Here is a 16,976-nt window from a genome sequence, read left to right as displayed (position 1 = left end):
TGGTCGAGACCCGTCTGGACGAGACCTGCAAGCCGTTTGACCACCATCAATGTCGTGCACGCGGTGCCGTGCAAACTGCGGATATGGAGAGCCGCAGCGATGGAGCGTGACGAATTAGACAAGCGTGTCGTGCCGTTCGCGCGGCGATGGCATGTCATCCACGATATCGATCTTGCTCGGTTGATCGCCGACCATGCCCGGCTTCGCGCGGTGTGCGACCGGCTCGAGGCCTGCGCGGATGCCTTGCCGGGCGGGATTTCGGACGCGGAGGCTGACGCGGTCTGCTCAAGCTTGAGCGCGATCGTTCTAAGTCATCCGCAAGAAGAGAATGCAGTAATCGACGCGCTGTTCGCGCGCCATCTCGACGACCCTTTGACGGCAACACTCGTCGCGCGGATGCGCGCGCGCCACCTGAGCGATGCGGTCCATGCGGACGACATACTGGCTGTTCTGCGCGGCGCATCGGCCCCATGCGCGGAGGCGTTCGGTTACATGTTGCGCGGCTTCTTCGACGGGTGCCGGCGAACGATGGATTTTACCGAGCTCGCAATCCTGACGCTCGGCGGCAAACGCTTTACGCACGCCGCGCGGGAGATGCTCGTAAAGGCGTTATCTGAGAGGGCGACGGGTTAAGCTGCCTCGGCGCGATCCTGTAACGCGCTCTCGTCGGAAATCGTGATGGCGCGACCGCCGGGCAACGCAATCACGCCGGCTGCCTTGAGCTTGGTCATCTGGCGGCTGACCGTCTCGATCGTCAATCCGAGCACGTCGGCGATCTGACCGCGGGTGAGGGGCAGGTCGAACGTCATCGGGCCGTTCGGCGTCGCGCGACACCCGCTCGCGGTCGCTCGCAAGGCCATGTCGAGCAGGAAGCCCGCGATCTTCTCCTGCGCGGACGTGCGCGCCAGCGACAGGATCCGCGCGCGGGCGACACCGAGCGCTGCCAGCGTTCGTTGCAGCAGCAGGCGTTCCATCCTTGCATGATCCTCCAGTACGCGTTCGAACCCGTCGCGCGGGAAGATGCAGAGTTCAGAATCGGTCAGGGCGGTGATCGTGAAACCGGCTTGCCCTGCATAGGGCTGGCCGACGAAATCGGCCGGATACAGCAGCCCGACGATCTGTTCCCGGCCATCGGGTGTCGCCGCCACCAGTTTCAACACGCCGGACAACAGGTTCGCGCAGATGATGCTTTCATCGCCCGCCCAGATCAAGGTCTGGCCGCGCGCGAGCTTTCGCTTGCGCCCGAGCGTATTCAGCGCTTCCAGCTCGACGTCGCTGAGGCTGCTGCACAGGGCTTGATCGCGCACGGCGCAATCCGCGCAGATGTCGTGGTGAGCCATTGACCCAGTATAGTTTGCCGGCCCGCAATATCCTCGCGAATTCTTTGCGGTACCGTAATGAATTGGCGTGAGCTGGAGCCAAGACGGAATACCCTACGATCAGATATGCTTAATGAAGCCAGGTCTTTATCTTGCCAACGACCGTAGCAATCAAATGCCAGCCAAAGCGGTGGCGCCGCCTGTTTAGCTGCGATCCGGCGATGGTCGCGCGGTGTAACCGGCAGTGCGCGGTCGCGGCTGAGTCGGGTGCGATCGTCCCGCTACCCACGGATACCGCTCGGCGACCGCGTCGGTATAGCCAAGATTGAATACCGTCGGACTCTTCGCCGGCCTTTGGCTGCGGCGGTAAAGCGTGCCGAACACGCGATCCCAGGTGAAATTGGTGATGCCGAAATTGCCGGTCTCGTCATGGAAGTGATGTTCCATGTGGCGCGCCTTCATAGTCGCCAGCCACGTCACCCGGGGCTTGTATGGGAGATGCTGGATGCAGTGGAAGAACTCGTAGGCGCAGGTGCAGAGCAGCCCGGTCGCGAACCCTGCCGCGGCGCCGCCGGTTCCGCCGACCAGCCAGCCGGGAACCGCTGCGACCAGCAGGAGGGTCGGCAACGTCGTGTAGAGCGCGCCGAACAGGATCTCGAGATGGTTGGGGTCGCGGTGATGATCGTAGTGGATCCGCTTCCAGACGCTCGCCAGCAAGCGCGTCTTGAACATCCAGTTGCAGTGGAGCACCCAGCGGTGCAGCACGTACCAGATCAGCGGATAGGCGAGGACGACCAGTCCGATCGTCGCAATGGTCGGCGCCGCGCCCGCCGGATGCCGGGCGAAAACGACGACCGACGCCGCGACCAGCGCCAGGTAGGCGAGGATAGCATGATGCTGCACATAGGCGAACGCGAGTTGGCGCAACGTCATCCGGTCGAGGTGATGCGCGCGCCGCCAGAACGGGGTCGCGCGCTCGGTCGCCGCGGTCGTCACAGGCGGATGCCGAGCCCGACGCCGAACACCAGCGGATCGAGGCTGATGCCGACGCGCTGCGTACCGGCCGCGGTCGTCCGCAGCCGCGCCGTCGTATCGATGTCGATGTATTTGACGTCGAGGTTGAAGAACATTTTCGGCGTGATGTCGATATCGACGCCGGCCTGCGCCGCCCAGCCGAAACTGTCCTTCATGTGGACAGTGGTCGATCCGACTCCGGCGACGAGGCCATCGGACGCCTTCTCGTTCCAGAAGACCGTATAGTTCAGCCCGGCGCCGACATAGGGGCGGATCTTGCCGGTCGAGTTCAAATGATATTGCGCGGTCAGCGTCGGCGGCAATACCCAGGTCGAGGCGAGCCTGCCGATCGATCCGGTGGTGCCGGTGCGGCCATCGGCGTGGTGCTTGGTGGTCGATGCGATCAACTCGAACCCGATGTGATCGGTCGCCATGTAGGTCACGTCGACCTCGGGCATGAAGCTGTTGTTCACGCTGGCATGCTCGCCGGGAAAGCTGGGCAGGATGCTGCCGGACGTCTCGTTCGGCGCGACCAGGATCGTGCGCACGCGGACCAGCACGTCGCCGGCGGCGATGCCTTGGCGCGGTGTCGCGTCGGTCTGCGCGAACGCTGGTGCTGCAACGGCCAAGGTTGCACATGCCGCACCGATGGCAAGGCTGTTGATCGACGATGTCATGGTCCGGCTCCTGCAATCCAATGGCGTCGAGCTAGGCGCGCGTCGCAGGCAGGGCGTTGACCGCGGACAAGGATCGGGTTGACCATGGTCAAAGACGTCACGCCCGCCGCCGCCCAGGTCGCCGAGCATGTGGACCTATCATCCAGAGCTGCTCGCGGCGCCGGTACCGCGCTACACCAGCTATCCTACCGCCGCCGAGTTCGGCGACACGGTCGGCCCTGCAGACATGCACGCCGCGCTGGCCGGCATTGCCGAGGATGAGACCGTCTCGCTCTACGTGCACATACCTTTTTGCCGGCAGATCTGCTGGTATTGCGGGTGCAACACCGGCGCGGCCAACCGTAGTGCGAGGCTCGACGCGTATCTGGAACGGCTTGAGCGGGAGATCGCGCTCGTCGCAGACCGCGCCGCACACGCCAAGATCGGCCGGATCGCGTTTGGCGGCGGCAGTCCGAACGCGATCGCCCCGGCGCAGTTCGCGCGACTGGTAGAGCGTATCACGTCCAGCTTCCGGTGCGAGAACCCGGTCCTCTCGGTCGAGATCGACCCGCGTGGGTTCACCGCGGCATGGGCTGCGATACTCGCCGCCTATCATTTCTCGCGGGTCAGTCTCGGCGTGCAAACACTCGATCCGGCGATCCAGGCGGCGATCGGGCGCGTGCAGCCGGCGGACGAGATCCGTCGGGTGATGGAGTTGCTCCGTAAGGCCGATGTTGGCTCGATCAACTTCGACCTGATGTACGGCCTGCCGTACCAATCCGAAGCCACACTGGAAGCAACGCTGGTCGACAGCTTGGTGATGAAGCCTGATCGGTTCGCGGTGTTCGGCTACGCGCACATGCCGAGCATGATTCCGCGTCAGCGCCAGATCGATGCGACTGCGCTGCCGGACGGACGTGCGCGGTTCGCGCTGGCCGCTCTGGCGCACACGACCCTGACTGGGGCGGGCTATACCGCGATCGGTTTCGACCATTTCGCCAAGCCCGGCGGCGCGCTTACCAAAGCCAGTCAAAACGGCACTTTACGTCGCAATTTCCAAGGCTTCACCGAAGACCCCGCGACCACGCTGATCGCGCTGGGTGCGAGTGCGATCAGCGAGTTTCCCGGCTCCCTGCTCCAGAACGAGAAGAATACCGGCCGCTATCACGTCGCACTCGCGGCAGGCCGGTTTGCCACCGCCCGCGGCCTGCGCCGAAACGCTGAAGATCGCGTACGAGGCCGAGCGATCGAGACGATCCTGACGCGCGGCATCGCTGACCTGTCGCAGATACCGGACCTGACCCTGGTACGCGACCGCCTTACCTGTTTCGAACACAGGGGTTTGGTGAACTGGGAGGGTACGACGCTGAAGCTGTCAGCCGACGCGCGCCCTTATGCCCGTTCGATCGCCGCGACGATCGACACGTAGACGGCCCCTCGCGCCCAGCAGTTCAGCACTACCGTGTAATGCGGCTGCCGTTCTCCCTGAGCGCCCCCCTGATATGCGTCGAATTGACGGTGTCGTCATTCGTCGCCTTATTCAGCTTTACCGCCGCCGGACGGACCATTTCATCGTTTGGTCCCATATTGCTACAGGTTACTAGAGAAGGGGCGAGCACCCTCTTGATCCATATCCAAACTAAGGTAAATTTGCGGACGGCGAGGCGAATGATGCGCGAGGTGAACTTGTGCTCAGGGGCCGGCGTCTCTTGCGCTGCGCCCTATTCGGAAACCGGACAATGAATCAGATGACTGCCACGGATCGGCCACGCGCAATCGCGGAACAGCTTGAAGCGATGATCGCGTTTGCCGACGAACGTGAGGATTTCGTGCTTGGTGCCATGCTGGCCGACGCAGAAGCCCGCTTGATCGCCTACCATATCGATCCCCCGCAGGACTTGCCTTCCGCTAGGGAATGAGGGAAATCGCCCGGTAAACCACAGGGGGCTGAACATGCTAGGCAATGACGAGGTGGCGCATCTTGCGGGGGCGATCCTCGACTTTCGACGTCATCGTCTACAGGTCGTCACCGCGGATATCTTCGGCGAACCCGCTTGGGAATTGTTGCTCGAACTGTTCATTGCCGACGCGAACGGGGTCCCGATGACAGGTCGCGCCGTCGCCGAGCGTAGCGGTACGCCCCACCGCGTCATGTCTCATTGGCTTAAGCACCTGACCGCGCAAGCGTTGTTGATCGGTGACGGCACCGGCGATCTCGACGACGAACTGACGCTGTCAGGGATCGCAATGAAGCAGATCGAAGATTTGTTGCGCCACGCAGTTACCCTCAAGGACGCATTGCTCGCAGTACCCAATGGTAAGCGATAGGCCGGGATCGAGACGGGTAACGACGGGTCTGTCGCGCGGGCGTTTCTGCATTCAGCTATAGAGAAAAAGGGGACGCCGTAAGCGACGCCCCCGATGGTATCAGTATTTTACGCGAAGGCGCGTGTAGTAAAAGCCGCCGTTGAAACCGAACGGCCCGCCGTTACGTGGGTACACCTGGCCGTCGGATGTTCCGCCGGTCAGAGGATAGATCTGTACCGTTGCATTGGGCACCAGCCGATCAGGATGCTCGTCGGTAAAGTTCTGCGCGCCGACCGCCAGGGTGAAATGGTCGGCGAACGTGTAGCTCAACTCGAGATCGGTGGTGAACTTGCCACCGAAGACCTGATTCGCAACACCGTTGGTCTGGCCGTAATCCTGGGCGCTGGTGAACGAGCTGTAGTAGTTCTCGCGCACGTTGAAGCTCAGATTATCGAGAGACCAGTTGGCGTTGAAGACGACACGGTGTTTCGGTGCCAGATTTTCGGCATCGATCAGCTGCGCCGTTCCCACTACGCGGGTGTCGAAGTCGGTGACCTTGGTATCGTTGTAATTGTACGCCAGCGAGAAGTTGAGCAATGCTTCGCTCAGCTTGGTGCGGTAGGTGCCGACGACGTCGACACCGCGCGTGCGCGTCTTGAAGCCGTTGGTGAAATACTGCACCTGGCCGTCGACGCCGACCGCCTGAAGCGCCGGTTGCGCCGCGACCGCGGCGGCGCTGACGATGAAGGGCGAGGTCAGGCCGATGCGGTTACGCAGATTGATCTGGTAGCCGTCGACCGTGATCGTCATGCCCCGGATCGGCTCCAGAATGACACCCAGGCCATAGTTTGTGGACTTCTCCGGGGTCAGAGGTTCGGCGCCGTAATATTGCGCAGCCGCGCTGTTGACCGGATAGGTGCCTGCCTGGAACGCGTTGCCGTTATTGAACGAGGTGGTAACGATCGACACGTTCGATTGGCCCGGCGACGGCGCATGGAAGCCGGTGCCGAAGCTGCCGCGGACCGAGAGGCCCTCGACGAGCTTGTAGAGCGCGTTGACCTTGCCGACCCATGCACTGCCGAAGGTGTTGTAGTGCTCGTACCGTCCGGCCGCGCCGACCGTCAGCGCCGCGGTGAGATCGGTTTCGAGACCGACATAGGCGGCATACGCCTTCTGGTCGAACTTGCCCGCGGTAGCCGGACTGGTGCCCGCATAGCCGCTGGCACCGACGCCCTGCGCCGCGGTCGTGCCGGAGGCCGTGTACACGCCGGGCGCGGTCATTGTATAAAGCCGTTGCGCGACGGCATAGGGGCCGGCGGCATAGGATTGCGTATCGCCCGCGGTCTGTTCGTAGGTTTCCTTGCGGAACTCACCGCCCGCAGAGATCGTCAGCGGCGCTGCGAGGCCTAGATCCGCGGCGTAGGTGAAGTCGGCATTGAAGTTCGCTTCCTTCTGGATCAAGTCGCCGAAGTCGAAGCTTGTCTGTGTCGCCGGCCCATAGGAGAAGTTGGCGGAATTATACATGGACAGCGAAAGCTTGTTCCGCGCGAGTGTTCCCGACAGATCGTAGCTGAAGTCACCGCTGGTGCCCTTATAGCCCAATACGCCGTAGAGTTCCTGCGTCTTGCCGACAAAACGCGGCGTGAAGCCTGCTGGATACAGCGTCCCGAACTTGAAGGTGTTGCCGTCCCGCACGAAGCCACCCGCCGGGCAGGTTGCGTTGCCGGCCGGGCAGGGCGTCAGGAAGAACGTGTTGTTGAACGCGCCATTGGCGCCTTGATTGCGGACCACCCCGTTCGTGTCGACGGCGGTGCTGCTCACCGACGCGCGGTAGTTGAAGCTCTGGTTGCCCTTGTTCTCGGCAAAGTTACCGAAGAAATAAAGTTTGCTGTCCGGGGTAACGTTGATCGCCGCGTTCAGGACCGACTTGAAACCATGGGATGGCGAGTTGCCCCAGATCTGGACCGGCAGCGGGTAGTTCGGCAGTTGCGACGCGAGGGCTGGGAAGTTCTGCGCGAAGTTCGCCGCCGAGGGACGCGTGCGACCCCGACTGGTCTGTCCCTCGTCGACATACTCGCCGGTCGCGTTGATGAAGCCCCAATCGCCCTTCAAACCGGCATTCCCGGCGATCTGGTAGCTTTCGCCGTCGCCGGCGTAATATTGGCCGGCACGACCGACCAGTTCGATCCCCTGGTCCTCGCGCAGACCATAGTTGAGCACGCCCGCGATCGCGTCTGAGCCATATTGCGCGGTTGCGCCCTCACGCAGTACCTGGAGGTTGCCGATCGCGAGCGAGGGAATAGCCGAAATATCCGGACCTTGTGCGCCGCGACCGAGACCCGTGTCGCTGCCGCCGTACACCTGTACCAGTGCCGATCGGTTATAGCGCTTGCCGTTCAGCATCACGAGGACCTGGTCACCCGAAAGGCCGCGGAGCGACGGCGAACGGACGAAGGTCGATGCGTCGGAGATCGAGTTCTGCCCCGCATAGAAGGACGGGACGATGTTCTTGAGCGCGTCGATCATGTTGGCGGCGGGCTGCGACGTCAGATCGGCCGCGCTGATGATGTCGACCGGCGACGCCGAATTCGCGAGCGTGCGGTCGGTACGTCGGGTTCCGAGGACCAGAATGTCGCTCGGCATTTCGGCTTCCGCGGGTGCTACCGCCTGCGGGGTCGGGTCCTGAGCAGATGCCGTTGCGGCATCCTGTGGGGCAGGGCGGCCAGCTGCATAAGCAGCGGATCCCGAGAGCAATGCAACCGCCATTGCGACGGCCGAGGTCGTGTGTCTGATCATCTAAAGCCCCTTGAGAAACCCGGCTCGTTACAAGCCTTCAGATGTTCCCGCCCTCGATCGTCGATTGTGCTCGACGTACCGAAAACGCTTTTTGATCAGCCCTGCAGACGTTGTGACAATGTCATTCGATGCATCGTCATCCTGTAACAAACCGCCACAGTATTTCCGATCTGACAACCGAAAACGTCGTCGGCGGTAACAGCGATGCCGCATTGTTGCATTTATGCCGCGCTTGAAGTGCGCGGTCAGGTCTCGTTGCGCGCGGAAAAACTTAGAGGTTTGAGACAGGTATGTTGCCTCAACTATTTCGTTCGCGTCCGTGATTTTTGGAGATGCCTGTCGCGATTATTCGGGGGCGCTAGCTACCCGACCAGTGTGGAGCGGCCTCTCATACGGCAGAGACGCGGCACGCTATTTCTAGCGTCTTCTCTCACACGGACATGGCGTGCATCGAGCGACGTCGGACGCATCACGGTGAAGACATGCAACAGGGACCCGCAACGATCGTTGCGAGTCCCTGCGTAGCGTTGTCAGGCGCGGAGCCCGAATGGACTCAGAACTTGACGGTTGCTCCGACCGACAAGTTGCGACCCAGCGAATCGTAGCGCTGCGGGATCGTGTTCGTGCGCGCAAGCGCGACATTGTAGGAGTCGGGGACGATCGGCGCGCTCTTGTCGAGCAGGTTGTTGGCGATCAGGCGGAGCGAGAAGTCCTTGTCGATCGCAAAATTGAGCGCGAGGTCGAAGTAGCTCTTCGGCGAAACCCGGTAATAGCTGGTCCGCTCGCGCTCGGGCGTACCGCCGAGCGCCGGATCACCCGAATTGTCGGCATTGGTCAGCGATCCGACATAGCGCCAGTTGAACGAGGCGCTGAACCCGCGATCGAGCGTGGTGTAGGTGGCGCGCAGGCCGTGCGACCATTTCGGGATCAACTGGCCGCAGCCGTTGCCGTAATAGCCGGCGCAGTTGCGGGTAGGCTGGACCGGTGAATCCTGGCCGCCGGCAAACGTCGTGAGCGATCCGTTGAAGTTCCAGTCGATCTTGCCCGCACTCGCAAGGTCGAGCGTGTACTGGGCTTGGAAATCATACCCGCGAGCGATCGACTGGTAGAAGTTGGTCGTGCCCTGACGGATGAAGCCGGTTGTCGGGTTGCTGCCTGCCGACGAATAGAGCGTGCCGGTGCCGGGATTGCGGACGATGCCCTGGCAGAAGAATGCGTCGCCGTTCGAACGCTGACATCCATCGGTGTAATAGCTGTAATCGTTATAACCGAGCGAATCGTTGATCTTGATCCTGTAGCGGTCGACCGAGAAGACCAGCCCGCGCACGAACCGCGGCTTCACGATCAGGCCGTAGGTCTGCGTGTAGGCGGTCTCGGGATCGGCGGTGAAGCCGCCCGACCGGACGGTGCAGGCAGCCGTACCGTTCGGGGTCGTGCCGTTGCTGCAAAGCAGCGTCTGGCTGCCGTAGAGCGCGTCCGACAGCCCGGTTGCACGACACACTTCGCGTGACGCAACCGGCGCGCCGTAGGTCACGCCATTAGGACCGTTGATGACGGTCGGTGCGCAGAAATCGTTGAACGTGCCTGCGCCGCCAGAGGCGAAATCGACGTTCGTCGCCTGGCGAATTTCCGTCACTGTCGGAGCGCGCTGCGCCTTGTTGAACGAGGCGCGGAACGTCAGATCGCTGATCGGGGCGTAGATGCCCTCGATCTTCCAGGTGTTGAAGGTGCTCGGATTGCTGCTGTATTTCGAAACGCGATAGCCGCCGTTTGCCTGCAGCAGGTCGGCGAACCGCTTATGCTCGACCAGCGGGATCTGGACCTCGACGTTGGCCTCCCAGACGTCCTGCTTCAGATAGCTGTCGGTGCCGCCGAGACCTGCACGGTACACGCTGTCGGCGGTCGATTTCAGCGTGTCCTTGCGATACTCCGTACCCAGCGCGATCGCGACGCCCTGCTCGGCGAACGGCGACGTGATGCCGTATTTGCCAAGGTCGCCGGTGACGTTCGCCTGCACGTCGTAGAGCGTGCCGGTGGTCGTCGAAGTCCCTTGATCATACAGATAGTTGATCAGGGCCGGATTGGTGTTCCCTGCGCTGAATGCATCGAACGGGACGCAAGTGGCATCCGTCGTGGTGGCGCAGGTCGGTGCCGCGAGCGTGCCGCCGACGTTGATCGAGTTCTGCAGGTTGGTCGCGTTGACGAAGCTCGGCGTGTAGTCCTGGTGGTTGCGGGCATAGACGCCGCCGACGTCATAGGTCCACGCGCTTCCGACCTTGCCGCGGACGCCGCCGGTCAGACGCACGCCGGTGTTCAGATAGGTATCGGGCTGATCGTTGCCCTCGCCAAGGCGGTACCGCAGGTCGATCGGCGCAGTCGCCGCCGTACCGGCCGCGGCGCCGCAGATTGCCGTGGCCTGCGAGCCTGACAGGAACGGGTTGTTGCAGTTGACCTGCACCGTACCGCCGGCAATTGCAGGGTAGTTATTGTACGACTTGTCGCGGAACCAGATGCCCGACGCGTACAGTTCGGCGTCCGGCGCGATGTCCAGGCTGACGAAGCCGCCTGCGTTCACGCGCTCGGACGGGCGCTGATACGCGTAGTTGCTGAAGTAGTTCGAGGCGTTGCCGGTACCCGGGCCGAACGGCACGAACGTGCGCGTACCGTTGGGGTTGTTGACGTATTGCGCGTTGGCGTTCGCACCGCTCTGCGGCGTGATCAGCCCGCTCGTCGAGCTGCTCGGCGTGAGCCCGCACGACAACGGCGCGTTCAGGCTCGTCTGCGTCAGGTAGCATCCCGAGTTCGACCGCTCCGACAGCAGCACTTCATCGGTATGCTTGTAATTGACGAAACCGTTGATCCGCAGTGCGCCGTCGAACAGCTTCTTGCCCGCGGTAACCGTGATGTCGGCGCGACCACCGTCGTTCGTCAGCCCACGTGGACTGCTGAAGCCCGACGCGCGGGCCAGCGACGACACGACCGTGTCCTTGTTGTTGTGATTGTAGAAATTGTAGTTGCCGTCGATCTGCAGGCCTTCGAAGTCCTTCTTCAGGACGAAGTTGACCACGCCCGCGACCGCGTCGGAACCGTACACCGATGACGCGCCACCGGTCAGCACGTCGACTCGCTCGAGCAGCGACGGCGGGATGATGCCGACGTCCTGGCCGTTCTGCGTGCCAAGGCGCTTGCCGTCGATCAGCACCAGCGTACGCTCGAACCCGAGGCTGCGCAGCTTGATACGCTGGCGACCGTCGGAGTCGTTGTAGGTCTGCTGGCTATCCGGGGCGATCTGCGGGAGGCGGTTCAGCACCTCTTCGACATTGACGGCCGCCTGAGCGCGGATGTCCTGCGCGGTGACCGACGTGATCGGCGCCGCCGATGTCGTGTTCGGGCGTTGGATGCGCGAGCCCGTGACGACGATCGCACTGCTGGCCTGGTCGTCCTGATCGACGGCAGTCGTAGCCGTTGATGCATCTGCCTGAACCTTGGCTTGTTCGGGGGTTTCCTGTGCCGCCGCGGGTTGGGCGTTCAGGAACAGCGCGGTGGCCAGCGCAGCATGCGAAGCGACGGTCTTGAAGATCATGGCAAACCTCTTGGGAAAGGCGTGTATTCACGCTCGGCTAACAGACGCCCTTGGTATCACCGCTATTTGTAAGGTAAATACCAAAGCATGACCAACGCATGACAAACCGTTGCGTCGTCGGTCGATTGGTTCACTACTGAGGACAAGATGTCACAGTAGGCATTCCGACGTCGGTGCCCTTAAACCGCCATTCTCCGTTTGGGTCGGACGGTGCGAACGGCATACTTAAATTGAGGCATCCATCGCAGTTCCAGCTAACGCTCTGGTTTAATACGACAATTGCGTTCTATAGGACCAGATCGGAACCAATGAAGACCCGGTGCCAGTCTCATGACTTCTGTCAAACTGGGCTTGCGCTAGTGCCCACCGTAAAGCGCCCGAAGTTGTGACCGTATGACGTCCGCTGACGCGACCGAAGAGTAACAGACGCGAACGCAAAGTAGCCACACAGATGCAGGGCGTTGATAATAGCTCGCATTAGCCGTAATGGTTCGAAGGGAGACTGTCCGGTTGAGGCGTAAACGCGTCTTCGCCGTCGATGGTTTTAGCCAATGAACGGGATTGCCTTGCCTGATTTACGACGTACGCCTGCAGCGTTTGCCTCAATCGTCGCTGCTTTCATATCCGCACCCGCAATGGCCCAGTCTGGCGCAGAGAATGGCGTCGAAGAGCGCGAACAGGACATTCTGGTGACGGCGCGCGCGCAGAAACTGTACCGCGCGGACCAGACCGATATCGGGCGTGCGCCTGCCGATCCGCTCGACATGCCGCAGTCGGTGCAGATCGTTACCGCCGACCTGATCCGCGACCAGGGCGCGCGCGACATCACCGACTTGTATCGCAACATCGCCGGCGTCAGCGCCAGCCAATACGCGACCGTCACCTATCGCGGCTTCCGGCAGGACGGCACCTTCTACGACGGGCTACGCGGCGATCCGTTCCAGGGGTTTGCGGTACCAAGCCTGTTCAGCATCGACCGCGTCGAATTCCTGAAGGGACCGGTCGGCATGCTCTACGGAGCCAGCGCGCCGGGCGGGATGATAAACTACGTCACCAAGAAGCCATCGGACCGGTTCGACGCCTCGCTGCGCGGCATCGCCGGCAATCGCGACCGCTATGGTGCCTCGGGTGAGATCACCGGGCCGCTCGATGGTAACGGTGCAGTCGCGGGCCGGGCCGGGGTATTCTACGAAAGCTTGAACACCGTGCAGACCAACAGCCGCAGCCAGTCGCTGATGCTCGACGGGGGGCTCACCACGCAGCTCACCGCGGCTACCAAGCTGACGACGCAGCTGACGCATTTCGAGCAGGATCTGCCGGGCAGGTTGCGCGGCATTCCGATTGCCGACGATGGCAATTTCCTGGCGAAGCGGACCTGGAACCACCTGGAGCCAAGAGACTTTTCGAAGCTGAACGGGACGGTGGCGCAGGCCCGGCTGGACCACAGGATCAGCGACGCTGTGTCGTTCAACGTGGCGTCGCGCTGGTTCCGCTACCGCGAGCACCAGGAATATCACGAGCCGCGCGCGGTCGTGGACACCGACGGCGACGGCATCTTCGATATCGTCCCGCGCGAATATCGGAGCCAGCGCTACGACATCATCGGCCTGACCGTCGCCGGCAATCTGGTCGCGCATTTCGAGACCGGGCCGTTGCGGCACACGATCGCAGCTGGCGGGGACCGGTATCGGCAGCGTTCGCAGCTCGACAGCGTCGCGGTGCGTGCGGGCGTGCCATCGCTCTCTTTGACGAACCCGGTCTACGGGCTGACATCGGGTGCGGATTACGACTTCACCAAGGGCAGCGCGGAACTGACCGATACGCGCTCGCATCGATACGGGGTGTATGCGCAGGACCAGATCGACATCGGGTCGTTCATCGTCGTCGCCGGGCTACGACAGGATTGGTTCGACGACCGCGATCCGGCTGCGGGTGACGATCGGACGTCAGGCGATCGCATGAGCTGGCGCGCCGGCGGCATCTACAAGCCGATCAAGACGGCGTCGCTCTACGCCAGCTATTCGCAGAGCTTCGAACCCCAGTCGCCCGGCAACCAGAGTTCGAGCGTCGGTGGCGCGTTCGATCCCGTTGCCAGCCGGCAGGTCGAGATCGGCGCCAAGGGCGAACTGCTCGGCGGGGCATTGCAGCCGACGATCGCCCTGTACCGGATCGTGCGGCGCGGCATTGTCCAGGCCGATCCGGACCTGGCGCCGGTTGGGGGCATCGAGCAGCTCGCGCCGGTAGGAGAGGTGACGAGCAAGGGTGTCGAATTGACGCTGGCCGCAGACATTACCCGCGACTGGGTGGTCACCGCCAACTATGCCTATAACGACGCCCGGATCACCGACAGCGCGACGGGCGCGGCGATCGATAATTCGGTAGGCGGCCGCTTTCCCAATGCGCCCCGGCATCAGGCAGGCGCATGGATGCGGTATCAGCTTCGCCCGATCGGCGCGGCTCTTGCGCTCGGCGGGCAATATGTCGGCGGGCAGCTGGCACGCGGCGGCGCGCAGATGCAGGGCTTTACGGTGTTCGACGGCAGCATCACCAAGCAGCTCGGGTTCGCCGAAGTAATGCTGCGCGCGGAGAATATCTTCGACAAGCGCTACGCGACCTCGGCGTTCGACTCACGCCGGGGAGCCTTTGTCGGGCGTGCGCGCACCGCGTTCGTCGAGCTGCGAGCAAACTTTCAATGACACGCCGCGTCCTTTTCCAGATCCATTGGTTTCTCGGCATCACCGCAGGCTTCGTGCTCGCGATCATGGGTGTCACCGGCTCGATCATGAGCTTCGAGACGGAGATCATGGCAGCGCTGTCTCGGCCGTTGCTAGCTGCGGAACTTCATCCGAACGCGCCGCGGCTCGCGCCCGATGCGCTGATCGCGCAGATCGCAGAACAACGGTCCGGTGCGCGGATCCAGCGGCTGACGCTTCATAGCGACCACGCCTTGCCGGCCGAAGTGCGCATTCAGGACGGCAAATCGCGTGAGGATGTGCTGGTGGACCCGGCTACGGGCATCCTGATCGGAACGGAGCCGGGGCAGGGGTTCTTCGCCTTCGTGCGACAACTCCACCGCTGGCTCGCGCTGCCGGGGAACGGCAACGGAATCGGCCGGCAGATCACCGGGATCGCGGCGCTGTCGCTGATCTTCTTCGCGCTGTCAGGGCTGTATCTGCGCTGGCCGAAACATGCGCTCGACTGGCGATCGTGGCTGGTGCTCGACCTCCGCAAGACGGGGCGGAACCTGTACCGCACGCTGCACGCAGTCATCGGCGGATGGGTACTCGTCTTTTACCTGATCTCCGGGTTCACCGGGCTGTGGTGGTCTTACGGCTGGTACCGCGACGCGGCGACCTATGTTCTGACGGGTCAGGCCGCCGTCGAGGAAAAGCCGGGCGAAGGCCGCGACGACCAGAGCGCGGTACGATCCGTCGCGGTCGCCTGGAACGGGGTACGGGCGGCGACCGGAGTCGATTTCGGTACCGTCACCTTCACGCCGCCGACCGATGCCAAGCCGGTGAAGTTCAGCGTGTTGCCCCACGGCGCGCGGTACGACCGGATGACCGACGACCTTTCGGTGGATCAGGTAAGCGGCAGGATCGTCAAGGCGGACCGCTATGCCGACAAGCCTTTGGGCAAGACGATCCTGGGTGCGATGCTGCCGATCCACCGAGGCGATTTCTTCGGGCTGGCGGGCCGGGTCGCGATGATGCTGGCAAGCCTGACGATGCCACTGTTCACGGTAACCGGGCTGCTGCTGTATCTCGGTCGGCGCAAGCGCAAGCGCGCCGGGCCGTCCGCAAGCACGGCGGCGGCGGGTGTGGCGGACGGGACGCTGTTGATCGCCTATGCCACGCAGACGGGCAGTGCCGAGCGGATCGCGCGCGCGACCGCTGCAATGTTTACAGATACCGTCGCACGGGTGATGGCGCTGGGGCAGGTCGATGGCGCGGTGCTGGCGCAGGCCCGGCGTGCCTTGTTCGTGGTCAGCACATACGGCGAAGGCGAGCCGCCCGACATCGCCCAAGCTTTTGCACGGCGTGCGCTGGTGACGCCGCCCAGCGTGCCCGATCTGGACTATGCGGTGCTGGCGCTGGGTGACCGTGAGTATCCGGATTTCTGCGCGTTCGGGCATGCGGTCGATCATTGGCTGCACGCCGGGGGCGGTCGGCGGCTGTTCGACATGATCGAGATGGACGGCGACGACGTCGATGCACAGCGCCATTGGCAGCAACAGGTCGCGGCGATCGGCGGGAACGGCGATGTCGCGGATTGGGCGCCGGCCGCGTTCGAGCGTTGGCGACTGGTCGAGCGACGCCTGCTCAATCCGGGCAGCCTCGGCGGGCCGGCGTTCCACCTTGCCCTCGAACCGGTCGACGGCGTGTTGCCGACCTGGGCGGCAGGCGACATCGCGGAGATAGCGCCCCGGCATGATCCGGCACGGGTGACGGCGTTCCTCGATGTCACCGGGCTGGATGGAACGGCGGAGGTCGATGGGGTAGCGCTGTCCGATCGCCTCGCGGGTGCGATCCTGCCCGATCACGCCGAGGTCGCCGCGCAAGATGCGACGCAGGTCGCGGCAGGTTTGCGCGACCTACCGCACCGCGAGTATTCGATCGCGTCGGTTCCGAGCTCGGGACGATTGGAACTGCTGGTCCGGCAGGTGACGCGGTCCGATGGGCTCGGCCTCGGATCTGGCTGGCTGACGGCGATCGCGCCTGTCGGATGCGAAGTGCAGCTGCGGATCAGCGCCAATCCCGGCTTCCATGCGCCCGATAGCGATGCGCCGATGATCCTGATCGGCAACGGGACGGGGCTGGCGGGCCTGCGCGCGCATCTCCACGCCCGGGCCGATCGCGGACAAAGCGGGGCGTGGTTGCTGTTCGGGGAACGCAGCGCTGCGGTCGACGATTTCCACCGCGTCGAAATCGATGCCTTGGCCAGGGGCGGGACACTCGATCGTGTCGACCGCGCCTTTTCACGCGACGCTACATCGGGGCAGTACGTCCAGCACCTCGTGACGGAAGCCGCAGACGACATTGGCGACTGGGTTGATCGTGGCGCGTCGATCCTGGTATGTGGAAGCTTGGCAGGGATGGCGCCCGCGGTCGATGCGGCACTGCGCACGGCGCTAGGCGATGCAACCGTCGAGACGTTGGTGGAGGCAGGCCGCTACCGGCGCGACATTTATTAGCGTGATGATTGCCGCTGCGAGACAGGCGTTGAAGGCGTGCGGACCTTCAACGCCGAACGGCGCGACACGTGCTCGGTACAGTACTGTCTTCAGAGAGAGCAGCGTTG

General features: G+C 63.3%; 11 protein-coding genes. 6 read left to right on the top strand and 5 right to left on the bottom strand.

Features of this window, described 5'->3' with window-relative positions:
- The first annotated feature begins 99 nt into the window (after positions 1-99).
- Positions 100-633: a hemerythrin domain-containing protein gene (locus SJY41_RS05565; RefSeq protein WP_380779782.1), complete on the top strand. Its 534-nt coding sequence runs from the start codon at positions 100-102 to the stop codon at positions 631-633.
- Here SJY41_RS05565 and SJY41_RS05560 read toward each other — a convergent pair.
- The 3 genes from SJY41_RS05560 to SJY41_RS05550 form a co-directional block, all read right to left on the bottom strand.
- Positions 630-1,340 (bottom strand): Crp/Fnr family transcriptional regulator, encoded by a 711-nt coding sequence (locus SJY41_RS05560; protein WP_380779780.1) that lies wholly within the window; start codon positions 1,338-1,340, stop codon positions 630-632. The two genes, SJY41_RS05565 and SJY41_RS05560, sit on opposite strands and share 4 nt — an antisense overlap.
- Positions 1,341-1,523: 183 nt before the next feature.
- Entirely contained in the window at positions 1,524-2,315 is a 792-nt protein-coding gene (locus SJY41_RS05555; protein WP_380779779.1) for a sterol desaturase family protein, read from the bottom strand.
- On the bottom strand, positions 2,312-3,010 hold the full coding sequence (locus tag SJY41_RS05550) for an OmpW family protein (protein WP_380779777.1): 699 nt from the start codon (positions 3,008-3,010) through the stop codon (positions 2,312-2,314). Before SJY41_RS05550 ends, SJY41_RS05555 begins: the two co-directional genes overlap by 4 nt.
- 127 nt (positions 3,011-3,137) lie before the next feature.
- Here SJY41_RS05550 and hemN point away from each other — a divergent pair, with 127 nt between their 5' ends.
- The 3 genes from hemN to SJY41_RS05535 all read left to right on the top strand — a co-directional run bounded on the left by hemN (position 3,138) and on the right by SJY41_RS05535 (position 5,317).
- The gene (gene hemN, locus SJY41_RS05545; RefSeq protein ID WP_380779775.1) at positions 3,138-4,418 is read left to right on the top strand and encodes an oxygen-independent coproporphyrinogen III oxidase; all 1,281 of its coding nucleotides are present in this window, start codon (positions 3,138-3,140) and stop codon (positions 4,416-4,418) included.
- Between the two features lie 310 nt (positions 4,419-4,728).
- Complete coding sequence (locus tag SJY41_RS05540; protein ID WP_380779773.1) at positions 4,729-4,908, top strand: hypothetical protein; 180 nt, start codon at positions 4,729-4,731, stop codon at positions 4,906-4,908.
- A gap of 34 nt (positions 4,909-4,942) precedes the next feature.
- Positions 4,943-5,317 (top strand): hypothetical protein, encoded by a 375-nt coding sequence (locus SJY41_RS05535; protein WP_380779772.1) that lies wholly within the window; start codon positions 4,943-4,945, stop codon positions 5,315-5,317.
- A 99-nt stretch (positions 5,318-5,416) separates the two neighbouring features.
- On the opposite strand, the gene SJY41_RS05530 is transcribed toward SJY41_RS05535, so the two are convergent.
- Positions 5,417-8,092 (bottom strand): TonB-dependent receptor plug domain-containing protein, encoded by a 2,676-nt coding sequence (locus tag SJY41_RS05530; protein WP_380779770.1) that lies wholly within the window; start codon positions 8,090-8,092, stop codon positions 5,417-5,419.
- A gap of 553 nt (positions 8,093-8,645) precedes the next feature.
- Positions 8,646-11,675 carry a TonB-dependent receptor domain-containing protein gene (locus tag SJY41_RS05525; RefSeq protein WP_380779768.1) on the bottom strand — a complete coding sequence of 1,010 codons (3,030 nt, stop codon included), beginning with the start codon at positions 11,673-11,675 and terminating at the stop codon, positions 8,646-8,648.
- A gap of 635 nt (positions 11,676-12,310) precedes the next feature.
- On the opposite strand from SJY41_RS05525, the gene SJY41_RS05520 reads away from it, so the two are divergent.
- Entirely contained in the window at positions 12,311-14,371 is a 2,061-nt protein-coding gene (locus tag SJY41_RS05520; RefSeq protein WP_380779766.1) for a TonB-dependent siderophore receptor, read from the top strand.
- Entirely contained in the window at positions 14,368-16,869 is a 2,502-nt protein-coding gene (locus SJY41_RS05515) for a PepSY domain-containing protein (RefSeq protein ID WP_380779765.1), read from the top strand. The genes SJY41_RS05520 and SJY41_RS05515 overlap by 4 nt, the downstream gene beginning before the upstream one ends.
- Positions 16,870-16,976: the final 107 nt, after the last annotated feature.

Source organism: Sphingomonas sp. R86520, from assembly GCF_042466285.1.
GTDB lineage: Bacteria > Pseudomonadota > Alphaproteobacteria > Sphingomonadales > Sphingomonadaceae > Sphingomonas.
This window is presented reverse-complemented; position numbering and strand designations above follow the sequence as displayed.

What these genes read in the sequence shown, in the direction of transcription:
- SJY41_RS05565 (WP_380779782.1), top strand. Translation starts at nt 100, where the DNA reads ATGGAGCGTGACGAATTAGACAAGCGTGTCGTGCCGTTCGCGCGGCGA.
- SJY41_RS05560 (WP_380779780.1), bottom strand. Translation starts at nt 1,340, where the DNA reads ATGGCTCACCACGACATCTGCGCGGATTGCGCCGTGCGCGATCAAGCC.
- SJY41_RS05550 (WP_380779777.1), bottom strand. Translation starts at nt 3,010, where the DNA reads ATGACATCGTCGATCAACAGCCTTGCCATCGGTGCGGCATGTGCAACC.
- hemN (WP_380779775.1), top strand. Translation starts at nt 3,138, where the DNA reads ATGTGGACCTATCATCCAGAGCTGCTCGCGGCGCCGGTACCGCGCTAC.
- SJY41_RS05540 (WP_380779773.1), top strand. Translation starts at nt 4,729, where the DNA reads ATGAATCAGATGACTGCCACGGATCGGCCACGCGCAATCGCGGAACAG.
- SJY41_RS05535 (WP_380779772.1), top strand. Translation starts at nt 4,943, where the DNA reads ATGCTAGGCAATGACGAGGTGGCGCATCTTGCGGGGGCGATCCTCGAC.
- SJY41_RS05530 (WP_380779770.1), bottom strand. Translation starts at nt 8,092, where the DNA reads ATGATCAGACACACGACCTCGGCCGTCGCAATGGCGGTTGCATTGCTC.
- SJY41_RS05525 (WP_380779768.1), bottom strand. Translation starts at nt 11,675, where the DNA reads ATGATCTTCAAGACCGTCGCTTCGCATGCTGCGCTGGCCACCGCGCTG.
- SJY41_RS05520 (WP_380779766.1), top strand. Translation starts at nt 12,311, where the DNA reads ATGGCCCAGTCTGGCGCAGAGAATGGCGTCGAAGAGCGCGAACAGGAC.
- SJY41_RS05515 (WP_380779765.1), top strand. Translation starts at nt 14,368, where the DNA reads ATGACACGCCGCGTCCTTTTCCAGATCCATTGGTTTCTCGGCATCACC.